This window comes from Psychromonas sp. MME1, assembly GCF_041080865.1.
Lineage (GTDB): Bacteria > Pseudomonadota > Gammaproteobacteria > Enterobacterales > Psychromonadaceae > Psychromonas.
On sequence record NZ_CP160906.1, the window covers coordinates 313,893 to 330,516 of the forward strand.

The 16,624-nt window shown below is 38.3% G+C and carries 16 protein-coding genes and 1 pseudogene; 2 read left to right on the top strand and 15 right to left on the bottom strand.

Annotation, left to right across the window (positions count from 1 at the left end):
• Window positions 1–78: 78 nt before the first annotated feature.
• Window positions 79–828, bottom strand: coding sequence for an FNR family transcription factor (locus AB2N10_RS01490; RefSeq protein ID WP_369434207.1), 750 nt, complete (start codon window positions 826–828; stop codon window positions 79–81).
• A 424-nt stretch (window positions 829–1,252) separates the two neighbouring features.
• On the opposite strand from AB2N10_RS01490, the gene AB2N10_RS01495 reads away from it, so the two are divergent.
• Window positions 1,253–3,670 carry a hypothetical protein gene (locus tag AB2N10_RS01495; RefSeq protein WP_354624791.1) on the top strand — a complete coding sequence of 806 codons (2,418 nt, stop codon included), beginning with the start codon at window positions 1,253–1,255 and terminating at the stop codon, window positions 3,668–3,670.
• A 41-nt stretch (window positions 3,671–3,711) separates the two neighbouring features.
• Here the strand turns inward: AB2N10_RS01495 and AB2N10_RS01500 are convergent, their stop codons facing one another.
• From AB2N10_RS01500 to ccoN, 9 genes are all read right to left on the bottom strand, one after another.
• Complete coding sequence (locus AB2N10_RS01500; RefSeq protein ID WP_354624792.1) at window positions 3,712–4,398, bottom strand: sulfite exporter TauE/SafE family protein; 687 nt, start codon at window positions 4,396–4,398, stop codon at window positions 3,712–3,714.
• Window positions 4,388–4,603, bottom strand: coding sequence for a cbb3-type cytochrome oxidase assembly protein CcoS (gene ccoS / locus AB2N10_RS01505; protein WP_354624793.1), 216 nt, complete (start codon window positions 4,601–4,603; stop codon window positions 4,388–4,390). The genes AB2N10_RS01500 and ccoS overlap by 11 nt, the downstream gene beginning before the upstream one ends.
• On the bottom strand, window positions 4,600–5,496 hold the full coding sequence (locus tag AB2N10_RS01510) for a heavy metal translocating P-type ATPase (RefSeq protein WP_369434208.1): 897 nt from the start codon (window positions 5,494–5,496) through the stop codon (window positions 4,600–4,602). Before AB2N10_RS01510 ends, ccoS begins: the two co-directional genes overlap by 4 nt.
• On the bottom strand, window positions 5,477–6,991 hold the full coding sequence (locus AB2N10_RS01515) for a heavy metal translocating P-type ATPase (RefSeq protein WP_369434209.1): 1,515 nt from the start codon (window positions 6,989–6,991) through the stop codon (window positions 5,477–5,479). The genes AB2N10_RS01510 and AB2N10_RS01515 overlap by 20 nt, the downstream gene beginning before the upstream one ends.
• Window positions 6,991–7,464, bottom strand: coding sequence for a FixH family protein (locus AB2N10_RS01520; protein WP_354624796.1), 474 nt, complete (start codon window positions 7,462–7,464; stop codon window positions 6,991–6,993). The genes AB2N10_RS01515 and AB2N10_RS01520 overlap by 1 nt, the downstream gene beginning before the upstream one ends.
• A gap of 123 nt (window positions 7,465–7,587) precedes the next feature.
• The gene (gene ccoP, locus AB2N10_RS01525) at window positions 7,588–8,544 is read right to left on the bottom strand and encodes a cytochrome-c oxidase, cbb3-type subunit III (protein WP_354624797.1); all 957 of its coding nucleotides are present in this window, start codon (window positions 8,542–8,544) and stop codon (window positions 7,588–7,590) included.
• A complete protein-coding gene (locus AB2N10_RS01530; protein ID WP_354624798.1) occupies window positions 8,544–8,735 on the bottom strand; it encodes a cbb3-type cytochrome c oxidase subunit 3 in 192 nt (63 codons plus the stop codon). Before AB2N10_RS01530 ends, ccoP begins: the two co-directional genes overlap by 1 nt.
• A 48-nt stretch (window positions 8,736–8,783) precedes the next feature.
• A complete protein-coding gene (gene ccoO / locus AB2N10_RS01535) occupies window positions 8,784–9,386 on the bottom strand; it encodes a cytochrome-c oxidase, cbb3-type subunit II (RefSeq protein ID WP_354624799.1) in 603 nt (200 codons plus the stop codon).
• 16 nt (window positions 9,387–9,402) lie between these two features.
• Complete coding sequence (gene ccoN / locus AB2N10_RS01540; RefSeq protein WP_354624800.1) at window positions 9,403–10,833, bottom strand: cytochrome-c oxidase, cbb3-type subunit I; 1,431 nt, start codon at window positions 10,831–10,833, stop codon at window positions 9,403–9,405.
• A gap of 233 nt (window positions 10,834–11,066) precedes the next feature.
• On the opposite strand from ccoN, the gene AB2N10_RS01545 reads away from it, so the two are divergent.
• A complete protein-coding gene (locus AB2N10_RS01545) occupies window positions 11,067–11,546 on the top strand; it encodes a hypothetical protein (RefSeq protein WP_354624801.1) in 480 nt (159 codons plus the stop codon).
• A 9-nt stretch (window positions 11,547–11,555) separates the two neighbouring features.
• On the opposite strand, the gene AB2N10_RS01550 is transcribed toward AB2N10_RS01545, so the two are convergent.
• The 5 genes and pseudogenes from AB2N10_RS01550 to AB2N10_RS01570 all read right to left on the bottom strand — a co-directional run bounded on the left by AB2N10_RS01550 (window position 11,556) and on the right by AB2N10_RS01570 (window position 16,543).
• The gene (locus tag AB2N10_RS01550) at window positions 11,556–12,023 is read right to left on the bottom strand and encodes a DoxX family protein (RefSeq protein WP_369434210.1); all 468 of its coding nucleotides are present in this window, start codon (window positions 12,021–12,023) and stop codon (window positions 11,556–11,558) included.
• Window positions 12,020–12,769 carry a DNA-binding domain-containing protein gene (locus AB2N10_RS01555; protein WP_354624803.1) on the bottom strand — a complete coding sequence of 250 codons (750 nt, stop codon included), beginning with the start codon at window positions 12,767–12,769 and terminating at the stop codon, window positions 12,020–12,022. The genes AB2N10_RS01550 and AB2N10_RS01555 overlap by 4 nt, the downstream gene beginning before the upstream one ends.
• Window positions 12,769–13,667 (bottom strand): annotated as a pseudogene (locus AB2N10_RS01560) (DUF692 domain-containing protein). The gene AB2N10_RS01555 and the pseudogene AB2N10_RS01560 overlap by 1 nt, the downstream one beginning before the upstream one ends.
• 20 nt (window positions 13,668–13,687) lie before the next feature.
• On the bottom strand, window positions 13,688–13,948 hold the full coding sequence (locus tag AB2N10_RS01565; protein ID WP_354624805.1) for a DUF2282 domain-containing protein: 261 nt from the start codon (window positions 13,946–13,948) through the stop codon (window positions 13,688–13,690).
• A gap of 471 nt (window positions 13,949–14,419) precedes the next feature.
• On the bottom strand, window positions 14,420–16,543 hold the full coding sequence (locus AB2N10_RS01570; RefSeq protein ID WP_354624806.1) for an EAL domain-containing protein: 2,124 nt from the start codon (window positions 16,541–16,543) through the stop codon (window positions 14,420–14,422).
• Between the last annotated feature and the right edge of the window lie 81 nt (window positions 16,544–16,624).

Genomic DNA, 16,624 nt, shown 5'->3' on the forward strand with positions numbered 1-16,624 from the left:
CAAATGTATTGAAACTGATAGCCTTTTGATCACGAAAAGGCTATTTATTAGATAAGATTCTTAATTGTGCTGATTGAATTAATCTTTTTTCTTTTCACCGGCAAGTTCAGCAAGCATCTGCTCGTTTAACACGCTAATATATTTGCCTTTTACTGAAATTATCTCATTTTTTTGGAAACGCCCTAACAGCCGACTTATGGTTTCAACGGTTAACCCTAAATAGTTGCCGATGTCTCCACGCGTCATGGATAAACGAAACTCTCTTGGAGAAAATCCGCGATTACCAAATCGTACCGATAAATTATGAATGAAAGAGGCGAGACGTTCCTCTGCATTTTTCTTTGATAATAATAAAATCATATTTTGATCCCCAACAATTTCACTACTCATTAAACGCAAAATCTGTTGTCTTAGTTTTGGCATTGATGTTGATAGGGTATCAAGCGTGTCATAGGGTATTTCACAAATCATGGCTGTTTCTAGGGCCTGTGCAAAGCTAGGATGTGTCCCCGTACTAATGCCATCAAAACCAACTAAATCACCAGCAAGATGAAATGCCGTGATCTGCTCATCTCCTTGCTCGGTGATGGTGTATGATTTTAATGTACCGGAACGAATTGCATAAAGACACTTCATCTCTTGGCCTGCTTTAAATATCTCCTGCCCTTTTTGAATCGGTTTTTTACGTTCTATAATGCTGTCTAAACGATCTAATTCTGTTTCATTAAGTGAATAAGGAATACATAATTGATTGATACTACAGTCTTGACAACGTATGGCACAGGCACCATTTTGAATTCGATTGGTGTTGGTATGGCTTTTTTCCATAGATATTTAGTTTCCAGAATTGACTTGAATCAATATTAACACTATTTTTGACTGCTTTGAATACTTTATCGTTAATTGTCTTTTGCGGTTTGTCTTTTCATAACTTAAGTTATTTTTCAGTTAAAGATCGTCGTTTAACTATTTCATAATATCGCTTTTGTGTTCTGCTGCCTATTATTCACTGCAAAGGGTTAACGTCGTTGCATATAATCAATAAATAAAGGGTGTTGATTCATATAAAAGCAGCCCAACCTGTCTGATTTATCCATTATAAATATGTCCCAGATCTAAAAAGTAAGCGCTTTCTGTTGTCTGCTGTGATTATGTTTTGTACATTCATTGATATTAACGAATGATAACTATTTTTTTGTTATTTATTCTGGGTTCTAGCTGCTATTTAATAATTAACCATTTAAGTGAGATCATGGATACATCGCTTGCGAACAATGATATGGATATCATTACTGAGTTACGACATAAATATAATTCACCTGTTTTAGAAGATGAGATCGCGAATTTAGCGCCAACAGAAAACGCATCTAAGCGTTTTCTGATTAAAATGGAAATAATGAATCTTTCTAGAAGTGTTTCTCGGGTTATTGATTTACGTGCTTATTTTAGCAATGCCTGTGATAAATATCAGTACAATGGAATATCTCACTTTTTAGATCAGATTGCGATGAAAGAATTCGAAACAGAGATTAGCAAATATCGAGGTGTTTATACTCTCGGTGTTTACGAATACGTAATATCGCAAGCAAAAAAACGACACAAATTAAACAGCAACACCACGACGTTCCCTACGACTAAATCAATTCACCTCACTAAATTTATCCAGCGTAAAGAGCTACAACTCGATTTTAATAAACCAGTTAGCTTGTTTTTTAATAGCCCAGAAAAAATGAGTTCGGTTGCGTTTACAAATTTTGCTATTTGCGCTTTCGCAAAAGTGCTTACTAATAACACTTTAACCATTAAGGTGCCGACAGATAAAATTATACGTGCCACAGGTTTAGTCTATGTGTGGATGCATGGCATTGAAAATGAATATGATTTTTCTGAACGCGTGATTATTACCTACAAAATAGAGCATACATATACAGAAAAAAGTGATACTTATTTAAATCTTAATTATCACTATCAACAATTCTGTAATGTAACAGAGCAATTTTTGGCTTACGCCAGTCAGTATGTAGAAATACAAAAAAAACTTGCTGATATTCCTAACCAGAATACTTTTAATGCAGTTATGAGCAAAGCAGCGGAACAGTTCATTATCTCTCGTTTAAATTCTCTGCCTGTATTTTTATCATCTGAAAGGGGATATTGGTTACCTAGTGCACAATTTAAAACACAAAATAATGGTGATATTGGTTTATTCGAAAATTCAAAAGATAATAATGATTTTTTACGAGCCTGCTGTGCTTTGCCTTATATTCAAACTAAGCTTTCTATTGGAGAACGATTTATTGAGTATATTTTCATTCTACCAATTACCGATAAACAGGGTAAAACATACTACATTGCTCTTCCACACTCCGTTCTTCTCGTTAATAATTTCATTAAAAAAATAGCACGTGGGGCAAAACAAAAAAAGCAACTACGCTTATATCGCATTGATGGGGGGACAACGTCGCCTGAATCTGAGTGTTATGTACCAAGTTGTTTGCCTTTACCTGCTAGTGAATTATTTGAAAACATAAATCAAGCTCCTTTCGAATATGTTAAATCACTGGTAAAAAAACTTAAACGTATGCTAGTTATTAGTGATTTTTCGGATGCCATTGATTACCTAAATTTATTAGATGAATGTTGTGATAATAGCCATAAAAGCATTCATTTACCCGAATATATATTACAAAAGCCGGGACAACAGAGTGAGCTATTTAGTGTAAATGCAGAAACAAGTGATTTTAGAATAGAAGATAGGTTCTTTGATACTATCAGTATTCATCTTAAGAAACGTACTGAGATCGTGGATGAATTTATTGATGGCGTAACAATGAATATTTCTACTCGTGGATTAAAAATTAAACTCACAAGCCCTATTGATTTAAACATTGGTAATCATGTTCTTATCCGTTTTCCTGAACTGTTGAGTAAAGATAGTGGCAATAGCAAATATCACCCCTATCATGTTGTAGGCCAAGATAGTGCACTTGAATATCGGTTGTATATTGAGGGAAATACAGCGCATCATTCAGGGCGAAAATTATTACGTTCCTACATAAGTAAAAATATAAATAATTTACGTGCAATGAGTAATGAACATGAAATTTATGGTCTTTCTCGCGCGTTAAGAAATATCTTTGCAAATAATATTCATGTTCCATATGGACTTACCGCAAGATATGGGGCAGGCCGATATATCCAGAATATAGCGCTATCAAGCCATTCTGATTTACCTCCTGTTAAAAGTGATACCCCCTTAGAAATATTGAATTTAATGAATACTGATTCATTTCGTAGTTTGGTTGTTCAGCAGCTAGATATTATTAATAAGGAAAATCCCTATAATATTTTTTACTGTGTTGTTATGCCAAGAATAAAGAGTAATGGTGATAAATATTTTTTCATAAAACAAATTCAATGCGCAGATAAAAATGTTGAGTTAACAAAATTATTGGATGTGCTTCGTTGTATTGGTGAGCCGAGAGTATTGCGCATAAGTAGTACTAAGAAAGGGCGTGTTTTTAACAAATATTTTCGTGATGAAATAGCCTATTTAGAAAGATTTTCTGCAACGAAAATTAAAGACATTGATGCATTGTTACGTAATGTACAGGGCATATTCGAGATGGTAGATATAACTGATATTATCCATAATGGTAATGGATCTTGATGTGTTGCCATATCTACGTTACCTAAACTTATTTCGCACCTTTACAATATGAGTTGTTTGTATGCCACGTAAAAAGTGTGTAATGCAAAGCTTGCGAGTAGTAAGCCACTTGCATACCTAAAAAGGTGATGATTCAAATAGTATTTGAGTTTGTGGCTTAATGTGCCAACACTTAGCATTGCTGGCATGGTACCTAAACCAAAACCGAACATGATCAGAGCTCCATTGCTCATACCGCCACTGCTTGCTGCCCAAGATAGTGTTGAGTACACCAAGCCACAGGGCAGCCAACCCCATAAAAAACCTAATGGCAATGCGTAGAGTGGATGTTTCAAGGGAATGAATAATTGCGCAACGGGTTTTATAAATCGCCAAAGCAATTGACCTGCTTGTTCTAGTTTTTGTAACGCAAACCAAATACGCGAGATATATAGCGCCAACAGTAGCATTAAAATAGCGGCGACCATGCGCAGGTAAATTAACGCTTCTTTGCCACCGAAAAAAACAATTAATGCGCCACTGCTTCCTGCAAATATTGCTCCCGCTAAGGTGTAACTACTTACTCTCCCAAGGTTATATAAGATTAATGCGAAGAGTGATGTGGATTTTTTTTGCTTATCGTGAATCGAAAAGGTAATCGCACCAGCAATTCCAGAACACATTCCGAGGCAGTGTCCTGCACCTAACAAGCCAATTAAGAGTGCCGCGATAAAATCATTATTGATCATGTTGCTTAGTCAAACTGTTAGCTTTATGTATAGATGGTTTATTATTATCGCTATCTGTTAATGGCTGATCTTCATCGAATAGAATATTGACACCTTCTCTGTCAAGGTCGTCGTATTGATTTGATTTCACTGCCCAAAAAAAGACCATGACAGCGATTGCTACGAAGAGCATGGCGATAGGAATTAAGACATAGATAATACTCATTTTAATAACCTTAGTGAGTTACTCACTACAATCAGAGAACTAAAAGACATACCAATAACTGCGATGTATGGCGGAACATAACCAAGAATAGCTAGCGGCATAATGAGTAGATTATAACCTAATGCCCAGGCAAGGTTTTGCTTAATAATCGTGCGTGTTTTCTGTGCTAGTTGTCGTAGTGTAATTATTTTCTGTAGATCTTCACCAAGTAGAATAACATCGGCACTGTTTTTAGCTATATCGGTTCCTGTTGCTAGTGCAACAGAGATATGGGCAGCGGCTAAAACTGGGGCATCGTTTATGCCATCGCCAACCATTAACACTTTATCTTTTTTCTGTGCTTGTTGCAGGTGGTGCAGTTTTCCTTGCGGTGTTACCCCTTTAATAACATGATTAATATGCAGTAATTCAGCTACTTCTTCGCTTTTTAAGGAGATATCGCCAGTTAACAATGTTGTCTCTATTTTTTCATTGTGACAGTAATCGCTAATTTCAGTGGCACTTTCTCTAAGTTTATCACCTAGTTCAAAAGCGGCGAGTAATTGGCTACCTTGAGTGAGATAAATAACTTGTTCGCCACTTTTTAGCGGCGTTTCTACCTGACAAAATAGCGCATTGCCGAGTTTCACTACATGCCCTTGATATTGCGCCTGTAACCCTTGACTAGGCATGTTTTTTACAGCACTTAAATTGAGATGGGCCTGCTGTTGTTGATGAAAAGCTTGTGCGATGGGGTGCTCGGAATATTGCTCTAATTGCGCGGCTAAGTTAATGCATTCCGCTTCTGAATAGGAACCATAGGTTATACATTTTAATAAAGAAAAATCACCTTGAGTGAGTGTTCCCGTTTTATCAAAAAACATATGATTGATTTTACAGAGTGTCTGAAGCATGGTGCTGTTTGATTAAAATACCTTGTTTATTAAGCTGTGCGGTGGCGCAGGTTAGTGCGGTCGGTGTTGCTAATGAAAGCGCGCAGGGACAAGTTGCCACTAATACCGATAAGGTTATCCAAAAAGCCTGCTCTGGTGCGATAACACTCCAACCGATATAGGTTAACGCTGAGATAATTAATAAGGTTGCTACAAAATAACGAGATACTTTATCGGCAAGGATTTCAATCCGAGGCTTATTGAGTTGGGCAACATCTTGCAAGTGAATAATATCAGCGATGAGGGTATTCTCTGCTAATTTATCAACACGTACTGTTAATGGGCTGCTAACATTCACTGTGCCTGCATAAACCTGTGCATTTTTACCTTTGTTGACCGGAATGTGTTCACCCGTTAGCATCGATTCTTCAATATGACTCTCTCCAGTTAATATGATGCCATCAATGGGGATTGTCTCACCGGCTTTGATTAAAATGGTCTCGCCGATTTGTAGTGTTTTAGCTGGAATAATAGATTGTTTTTCAGGGTGCTGAATATCTTCTAATCTTGTCGCCATTGCGGGTAATAAGCGTAATAAATTACTACTTGTTTCCGACGCCTTGCGTCTTGCTCGAAGTTCTAGCAAACGGCCAAGCAAGAGTAAAAAAGTGAACATGGAAATGGATTCAAAATAGACTTCACCTCGGCCTACAACAGTTGCATAAGCGGAGGCGCAATAGGCACCTAAAAGGGCGATAGAAATTGGCACATCCATGCCAAGGCTAACGTTGCGTAGATTACGCCACGCATTTATATAAAAGGGCTGGGCACTATAGAGCAATACTGGCGTGGCTAAAATTAAACTTACCCAGCGGAAATAGTTAATAAACTCCGTCTCCATATCGGAAAAAAAATCAGCATATAAAGCGATAGCAAACATCATCACTTGCATGGTCGCAAGGCCTGCTAAGCCGAGGCGGCGCAGGTAAGATTTAGATTGCTCTGTATATAATGCTTCCTGCTTGTTAACTTGAAAAGGGTAGGCTTTATAGCCTATTTTTTGTATTTCTTTTAAAATAGTACTCAGCTTAAGTTGGCTATTATCCCATTTTATTAAGGCGCGATGTTGTGTGGTATTAACATTAATGAATTGTAAACCTGGCAGGAAGCGTAGTTTCTTTTCAATTAACCATGCACAGGCTGCACAGGTTATGCCTTCTATCGTTAGTGTTATTTCGTTTATTTTTTCGTGGTGTTCGACAAAGTCTGCTTGAATCTGATCAATATCATAATATTCAAGTTGTTGTAATTCTTCTGGAATTAAAGAAGGGGATTTTTCTGCCGTTGCGCTGCGGTGGCTATAATAAGAGGTTAAACCACTATCGACAATGGTCTGTGCTATCGCCTCGCAACCGGGGCAGCACATATCTTGTGGTTGCCCATTAATGGTCACTTGATATGGCGTATTTTGAGGATTTGGCTCTCCACAATGAAAGCAGGTTGCGATTTTTACCATTATAAATTAATAGTGGTAGCTGGCAGTTGTACGGTTTGTTGTAAACGCCAACTTTTATCAAAGGGCTCAATGCGTAGCAGCCACTTACCTTTTAACTCACTGCCTGTATCAAAATGATAACGTCCTTGCGCATCTGCTGTTAGTAATGTGGTGATATCTTGATCGGCGAGCGTTGAATGAAACAGCGAAAAATATATCGAGCTATTATCTTTCACACCACCTAAGCTGATCACTATTTGATCATTAACTTGTTGGATCTCTGCTTTAATATTTAAACGCTGTGCATTTTTAAGCTGGCTTAAATCGCTATTGATTGCTTTTCCTTTTATATAGTAATCATCGGCGACCATATTGGGTTTATTGTTGTTGGCAATAATCAGCGTGCTAATACCGCCGACAACGGCTGCCATTGGAAGTAGGATGAGAAACCAGGGCCAAAATTGTTTAAACCAAATTTTATTCATTTTTTGCATGGGAAGCCTAAAAGGGGGAATATGATAGCCATAAATTTAACATTTAGTGCTCGTTAATACCACAAAAAAGCCCCGAAAACGAGGCTTAAAATGGGGCTGTTATTATTTTCTTAATGGCGGTTATTACTGAGCCGAAAGTGCGTAAACATAAGCTGCGATAAGGTGTACTTTATCTTCACCTAAAATGCTGTCCCAAGCAGGCATAACACCATTACGACCATAGCTAATTGTTGCTTCAACGGCTTTTCTCGACCCACCATATAACCAGATATTATCGGTTAAATTTGGTGCGCCAAGGGCATGATTACCTTTACCATCTGCGCCATGACAGGCGGCGCACATAACAAAATGCTTTTCGCCAGCTTGAGCCTCAACGGCGTTAACGCGTCGACCACTCAGTTTTAGTGCATAGGTAGCCACTTCTTTGACGCCTTGCTCACCGAGAATCTCTTTCCATGGCGTCATTACGCCATTACGACCAGCCATGATGGTTTTTTTAATCGTTTCAGGTTCTCCACCATATAACCAATCATCATCGGTTAAATTTGGAAAACCTAAACTGCCACGCGCATCTGAACCATGACATTGTGCGCAGTTTTGTAAAAATAGTCGTTGTCCAACTTTAACCGCTTCAGGATCTTTCGCTACTAACGTTAAATCCTTATAAACACCATTTTCATCATAGGCTAGCTGTTTGAATACTTCACCGTATTTTTCTTCGGCCGCATTCATTTCTCGTTGATACTGAGAGTGTGACGTTTCCGATAAGGCTTGCGATTCCTCTATTGACATAACGCTCTGTTCTGAACTCGTCCAGTCAAGTAACCCATTCCAGTTGGCTGTATAGGTTGGAAAGGCAAAGCTATATACTAACCCAACCGCGATGGTGAACCAAAATAGACCTGTCCACCATTTAGGTAATGGGTTATTCAATTCTTGAATGCCATCAAAAGTATGTGGCATTGGTTCACCTTCTTTAACACCAGTACTATTCTTTGATGTTGCGCGTAACAATACAGCACAACCAATAATAACGATGAGTGTGATCACTGTGATCCATATTGTCCAAAAAATGCTCATTATTTTTTAGCTCCCGTATGTTTGTTTTTATCGTTGCCATACGTTGTTGAGTCTTGAGGCTCGTCGAGTATCGAGTTCGCGATATCCTCAAATGACTTTTTATGTTTTTTACTGTACGCCCATAAAATCAATGCAACGAAAATAATAATTAAGAACAGTGTGTATAGTCCATTAAATGTTGCGTAATCCATAAGCCCTCCAGTAGTCCGAAATCAAAGCTCAATCACTGAGCTTTGTCATTATTTAAATGCGTGTCCAAGTGATTGTAAATAAGCAATTAGCGCCTGCATTTCTGTTTTTCCTTGTACAGCTGCTTTTGCTCCTGCTATATCTTGATCGCTATAGGGCACGCCAAAATTATCTTTAAATATGGTTAGTTTACGCGCAGTATCTTCACCCGTTAAGGTGCTCTCTGCTAACCATGGGAAACCAGGCATATTTGATTGTGGTACTACATCACGAGGGTTAAGTAGATGTACTTCATGCCAAGCATCGGAGTAACGTTGACCAACACGCGCAAGGTCGGGGCCTGTTCGTTTTGAACCCCATAGGAATGGATGTTCCCAAACATGTTCTCCAGCCACACTATAGTGCCCATAACGTTCTGTTTCAGCCCTAAATGGACGGATCATTTGGCTATGACAAACACTACAACCTTCACGGATATAGATATCACGACCTTCCATTTCGAGTGCAGTGTAAGGGCGTAACGTATCAACAGGTTCGTTAGTCTCTTTTTGGAATAATAGTGGCGTGATCTGAGCTAAACCACCAAAGCTAATGGCTATGATGATAAATATTGCTAGTAAACCCACATTTTTTTCAATAAATTCGTGCTTCATTATCTCACTCCCTGACTTAACCAAGTTCTTGAGGCTTGATAGAGCCTTCTTCAGCAACAACTGTTTTATAGGTATTGTAAGCCATTACCAACATTCCCGATAAGAAGACCAATCCTCCAACAAAACGGATGGTATAGAAAGGATAGGATTTTTCTAATGACTCGACGAAGGTATAGGTTAATGTGCCATCATCGTTGACGGCACGCCACATCAAGCCTTGCATTACACCCGATATCCACATTGCAACAATGTATAAAACTGTGCCTATAGTTGCTAACCAAAAATGTAGGTTGATCATAGCAACGCTATACATCCCTTTTTGACCGAATAATTTTGGTACAAGGTGGTATAATGCCCCAATAGAAACCATCGCTACCCAACCTAAAGCTCCAGAGTGAACGTGACCGACAGTCCAATCGGTATAATGGGATAAAGCATTCACGGTTTTGATCGCCATCATTGGCCCTTCAAAGGTAGACATACCATAGAAAGACAATGAAACAACTAAGAAACGCAGAATAGGATCGGTACGTAATTTATGCCAAGCTCCTGATAAGGTCATGATCCCATTGATCATGCCGCCCCACGAAGGTGCAAATAGGATTAATGACATCACCATACCTAATGATTGAGCCCAATCAGGTAGTGCTGTGTAATGAAGATGATGAGGTCCAGCCCAGATATAAACAGCAATAAGCGCCCAGAAATGGACAATCGAAAGGCGATAGGAGTAAACAGGGCGGTTTGCTTGCTTAGGCACAAAATAGTACATCATCCCTAAGAAACCAGCGGTTAATAAAAAACCAACTGCATTGTGTCCGTACCACCATTGTACCATCGCATCAACGGCCCCAGAGTAAACGGAGTAAGACTTCATGCTGCCCATTGATACAGGAATTGCTAAGCTATTAACAATATGTAATACCGCAACAGTCAAAATGAATGCACCAAAGAACCAGTTAGCAACATAAATATGAGATGTTTTTCTAATGGCTAGTGTGCCAAAAAAAACAATCGCATAAACAACCCAAACGGCAGTGATAAGCAAGTCTATCGGCCATTCCAGTTCAGCATACTCTTTTGATGTTGTATAACCCAAAGGCAATGAGATCGCTGCACTGAGTATAACTAATTGCCATCCCCAGAATACAATGGATGCCAATGGTCCACCAAATAGTCGAGTTTGGCAGGTGCGTTGTACAACATAAAATGATGTAGCCATCAACGCCGAGGTACCAAATGCAAAAATCACGGCATTAGTATGGAGTGGACGTAGGCGGCTGTAGGTTAACCAAGGAGTATCAAAATTTAGTGCAGGCCAGATCAGTTGTGCTGCTATTAGCACGCCGACTGCCATCCCTATAATACCCCAGAAGATGGTGGTAAGTGTAAACTGACGAACAACTTTGAAGTCGTAGTCAGGTTGAGTTATCGTTGCGGTTGTCATTGTTTTGATTCCATGCATGTATTTACAATGTACGTGTTGATGAAGTGTTAATATCCTGCTTCATTTTTGAACAATAAATTGTATTTATAGTGAAAGCACTAAAATATATTTATTTTCAATAGAGTTTACGTGAAGTCGTTTTAAATGAACAGAAATTGGTTATTTAATTGTTAATAAATTGACGATTTATGTTAAAAATCACACCTTACTCACTATTTTTATAGGGATTTTAAATGTTAAACAAAATGAGAGTGTTACAGCTATTACTATTATTAATTATTCTTGTGTCTCTTTTTAGTTGGCGAACGCTAATGTCTCTTGCGGATAAAACTAAACAAGTGGAAGTTTTAGGGGAGCAAACGTCACAAACAAGCATGGTTCGTTGTGATTACTTTTCCCCCTGTGAATATATTACTGAACAAGGGGTGTTTTGGCTGAAGGTCAACAACCCGCCAATTAAAGCAGAGCAATGGATCCAGTTTGGTTTGCAATCGGAAGTGGAGCATTGGCAAGTGATCGAGGCTAAAATAGAAGGAAAAAGTATGTTCATGGGACGAATACCTGTCACTTTTATTGCCGCTAACGACCACCACTATGTAGCTAAAACCCTGGTGGGGGCATGTACAACTGAAAACATGATTTGGCAGTTGCAAATTTTGCTACAAGTGAATGGTCAAGAACAATGGTTACATTTTGATTTTATGGTTCAATAGTCTTTATAGTTAGTTCACTATTGTGACACCCTGTTTATTAAAAAAGTGCCTTCTCAATGGGTGGTCTAAGGATAATATTCCTGCCCCCCAGATCACATTAATCAGGAGCATTAACCCCCACAATTGGTGATCGTAGAAACCGCTCTCCCATAGTATTGGATAAGAGATAACGGCGATTATATTAAACATAAATAAGATGGCAGCCATGGGGCGAGTAAACAGCCCTAAAATTAAAAATATTGGTAAAATTAATTCTGCAGCTGTTGCTAAATATGCGGCGGCTTGCCATGGTATAATAGGTACTTGATACTCCTCTTCGAAAAGATATAACGTGCTATCCCATGTCGTTATTTTTAAATATCCTGACTTAAAAAAGATTAATGCGACCCAAATTCGCGTAAATAGTAATATTAATGGTGTAGAGAAACAGATCATTTTATTGACCGTTAAATTATATAACTGCAGTAATTTTGTCATAATGATTTCCTAATGGTAAACCCGTTGAGTAATTTTTGTTCGATTAATGAGGGTAATAGCGCATGAAATTCAGAGGGGATCTCTGCTAATGTCCGCTGCTGAGTTATTTGTTGTAACAATAAAAATTGTGCTTTTTGTAAAGGGATCAGGGCAACCGTAAAATCAATCTCTTTTTTTAAGGCAAGATAGCAATTGCTATTTAAATCGCTATGTTTTACTTGATCCTTAATGATCATATTATATAACTGGTAAATATCTTGTTCGCTTGAGAATAGGGTAACCTGCGTTGGAACTTGCAAGATAATATCACCTAATTGTGTTTCTGGTAGTTTTACTAGTTTTTCAAAATCGAATGATTGCGGCTCTATCTGTTTATTACTTGTCTGCTCAAGCAACCATTCAAAGCGCGCCATTTCTGCAATATAAGGTAGCGTTTGTAATTGTGGTAAATGACTTAAAAAGGTAGCAAAACCATCACCATAATTGATAATGTTATTTTCATGGGGGGGCTGTTCTAATATAAAATTTCTTGCCGCTATATTAAAAAAATCTTCACCCACTAATGCTAGACAGTGTTGATAGGTTGCTGATAGTGCTTCCGTTACCCCCATAACAAAATTATTTCGGTATATTTGTAATAAATCATCTTGTTTAAAGGATGCCGACTCCTTGATTTGTGTCGTGATGAGCGACTCTTTATAGCGCAGTGTGTCGCTAAATTGTTGTTGAACTATTTTTAATTCCATTAATAGCTCCCCTCTACTTTTTTGCGAATATTTTGCGCTTTATTTTGTTCGCCAAGCAATGTATTTAAACAGGGGATCTCTTGATCCCACTCAATCAAGCTCACCGCTTCAGTTTTCGTCTTTTTGATATAGAGCTCATAAAGAGCCCATACATCAGGACTGACAAAGGTACTGTGGGTATCGATTAAAATAGTGCTGCCTTGGATTTCTTTTTTGGTAAAGCCTGCTAAATGTATCTCCTCTACTTTGCTATGGTTAATGGCATGCAAATATTTTTCTGCGGAAAACTGATGATTCGTTGCGCTAACAAATACATTATTAATATCAAGTAGTATTCCACATCCTGTTTGCTCTGCAATTTCATTGATGAATTCTGCTTCACTGAAATCACCGTCGAGATATTGTAGATAAGATGAGGGATTTTCAATAATTATCTCTCTTTGTAAATAATCTTGGACTTGATTGACATTATTTACAAAGTAAGACAAAGAGTCATTCGTATAGGGAATAGGTAATAATCGTTAAAATATGTGCCTTGTAGGGAGCTCCAACTTAAATGGTCGGAAACTAAAGCGGGCTGAAATCGATCGACAAGTTGTTTTAAATTCTGCAAGTGGTTAATGCTTATTGCTTCTGCGCTGCCCAAGGATAAACCAATGCCGTGAAAACTCAGCGGATATAAACTGGCCGCTTGCTCAAGGTAATAATGATTTTTACTATGCGCATTAAAATAATTTTCACTATGTATTTCCACAAAACCCAATGATGGTTGTTCAGTCATTAATGCTTGATGATGGATGGGGCGTAATCCTATACCGAATGCACTTTTGTTTATTTTTTTCACAACAGCCTCTTTACATTGACGACGGCTAGCTTGATATCGACTAACCATCGTCATGATAGTTACTAACAATTATCTTACATTTTCGGTGTTAAACTGCCACCTGCTAATTTTTCGCATAGCCCTTTGGGTACAGCGATAAAGGCATCACCTTGACGATCCATTTTTGCTGTGCCTGCACATGAGCTAGTTTTAGTCGCGCAATCATTTTGTCCTGCTGCTGCAACGCCATAACATTTCTCTTTACCAGCGGCCATTGCTGGTGCTGAAATCATTGAACTACCCACTGCAATTAATGTAGAAACTGTCGCTGCTAAAGCCATATTAGATTTTTTCATAATGGATACCCTGTATGTTTATTAAATGAAATGCGTACCATGTACGCTTTGTTGTTGTATTCAATAATAGATACCGTGGTAATGTGAAAAAAATTTCAAACATTTTAACTTTTTTTTAACAAAAGAGCGTTGGGGTAGTTGATATGTTGTTTTAAGGTGGAGAAAATCAGTAATATGGGGAATGATTAAGCAGTATGCAAATCACGTTTTTTACTTATAGCAAGCTGCATAAGTATCAGATCTATTCTGTTGCTTAAAATAATAGATAACAGCATTGCATTCAATCGTAATAGCCTGTTATTACACAATTATACCAATCGGAGTAAATAGCTGATCTATTTTGCTGGTTAAAATAACTTACTTTATGTTGTAATTTTCGTAAAGGCAATAACCATTTACATTAATGGCTTCCTCTAATTAATTGCAACAGAATAGTGTACGTTTTGTATGGAGGTAGATCAGTTGTTAAATTTATTTTTTGCTTTGCCAATTAAGATCTGCTTTCCAGTTGTTAATCCATGCGGGAATATCGCTTGCTGGCATTGGTCTGGCTATGCCGTAACCTTGTGCTAATTCACATCCTAATCGCAATAGGGTTGTACCATGCTCTATAGTTTCAACACCTTCAGCAATCACCTCCCGTTTGAAGGACTTCGCTAAGGCGATTACCCCTTCAACAATGGCTAAATCATCGGCATCATCTAACATATCTCGGACAAAGCTCTGGTCGATTTTAATTAATTTAGTGGGGAGTCGCCTCAGGTAAGTTAAAGATGAGTACCCAGTGCCAAAATCATCTAAAGCAAAATTCACCCCCAGTGCGATACAGGCATTCATTATTTCGGATACATGATGTAAATCATTCAAGGCACTGGTTTCTAAAACTTCTAACTCTAAATAGCAAGGCTCTACATCGGGATGGGCCGCTAACAATGAAGCGAGTCTATTAACAAAATCAGAGCGCTGTAATTGTACCGCTGCAATGTTGATACTGGTACTAACGGTAAAATTTAGCCCCATTTTTTGCCACAGACTTATTTGGGTTAATACTTTATCAATCACCCATTCGCCCATCTCTATATTCATCGGGTTATTTTCAATGGCGGGCAAAAATTCAATTGGGCTGAGTAGTCCTCGTGTTGGGTGTTGCCAGCGGATGAGTGCTTCAACACCGATAACAGCCCCCGTTTTCATATTAACTTTAGGTTGATAATGGAGTATAAATTGATGGTTATCTAATGCGCCGCGAATAGCCTCTAAGGATGCTCGTTGCATTTTTACTGCATCATCTTGAGTCGTATCAAACAGGTGATAACGATTCTTGCCTAAAGCTTTGGCCATATACATTGCTTGATCGGCATGACGAATAAGTTGCTCTGCATCGACATTATCCTGCGGGTAAATAGTCACGCCAAGACTGGCCGATACATTGAGTATGACATCATTGACAGTAATGGGTTCCGACGAAGCTAATAGCAACCTTTCCAGAACCGGTTCACAATCTTCAACTTTAACTAAGTCAGCAAGTACAGCAACAAACTCATCTCCACCAATGCGTGCTAAGCTATCTCCTTCACGCAATGATTGTTGCATTCGCTTAGACAGTGCAATCAGCAGTGCATCCCCCACATCATGCCCATAGTTATCATTGACCGCTTTAAAACCATCTAAATCTAAAAAGACAACTGCAAGTGATTTATTGTGGCGGCTACACTGCAGCATAGATTGAATTAACCTGTCGGTAAGTAATGAACGATTTGGCAGGTTAGTGAGTGTGTCATACTGAGCAACGTGCTCTAATTGCTCTTGATGCTTTTTTAAGGTGGTGATATCACTACCTACGGAGACATAATGGGTCGTGTTTCCTTGCTTATCATATATAGCACTGATGGTTTTCATTACCGCATATACTTCACCATTTTTGCGCTTATTCCACATTTCACCTGACCAATGCCCTTTCTTGCGTAGCGACTTCCACATATTACGATAGAAATCGGGGGATTGTCGGCCTGATTTTAATATACGAGGATTTTGACCAATCGCTTCTTCACGGCTATATCCCGTGTTATCTGTAAAGGCGTCATTAATTTCGATAATCGTAGCGTAATTGTCGGTGATAGCAATTTCTTCTCGAGCGTGGGAGAAGACGCTTGCAGCCAGTTTTAATTTTTCTTCGACTTGTTTACGTGCACTAATGTCATGTATGACACCGACTAAAAAATAGCTACCTTTGGGATCTACAAATCGATTTTTTCTAGTCAGTATCGTTTTAGTTTTTTGCCCTGCAGTTGTTATTGTTTCTTCGCATAAGCACTCTTCTCCTGTTTCCATCACTTGTCTATCGATAGATAAAAAATGTTCTAGCTCGTTTGCTGGTACTTTTTCAGCGAGTGTTTTTCCGATTATTTGCTCTCTCGGTAATTTAAATATATTGCAAAAGGCGTCATTAACAAGCAGTAATCTGGAGTGTTCATCTTTTACGAATATAGGATCGCCTGCATTATTGAAAACTGCATCTAAATACATTTCAAGAGTGGGGGACTTTACCTCAAAAGAAGCTAAAGACGCTGTCGGATTGCTCTTATTCGAGACCATTTAATACACTTCCTTGTTAAAGGCTGAAAGCAAAATATAGCGTAATAATTTAGTTATCACTGTTTGCTATGCTAAGGATAA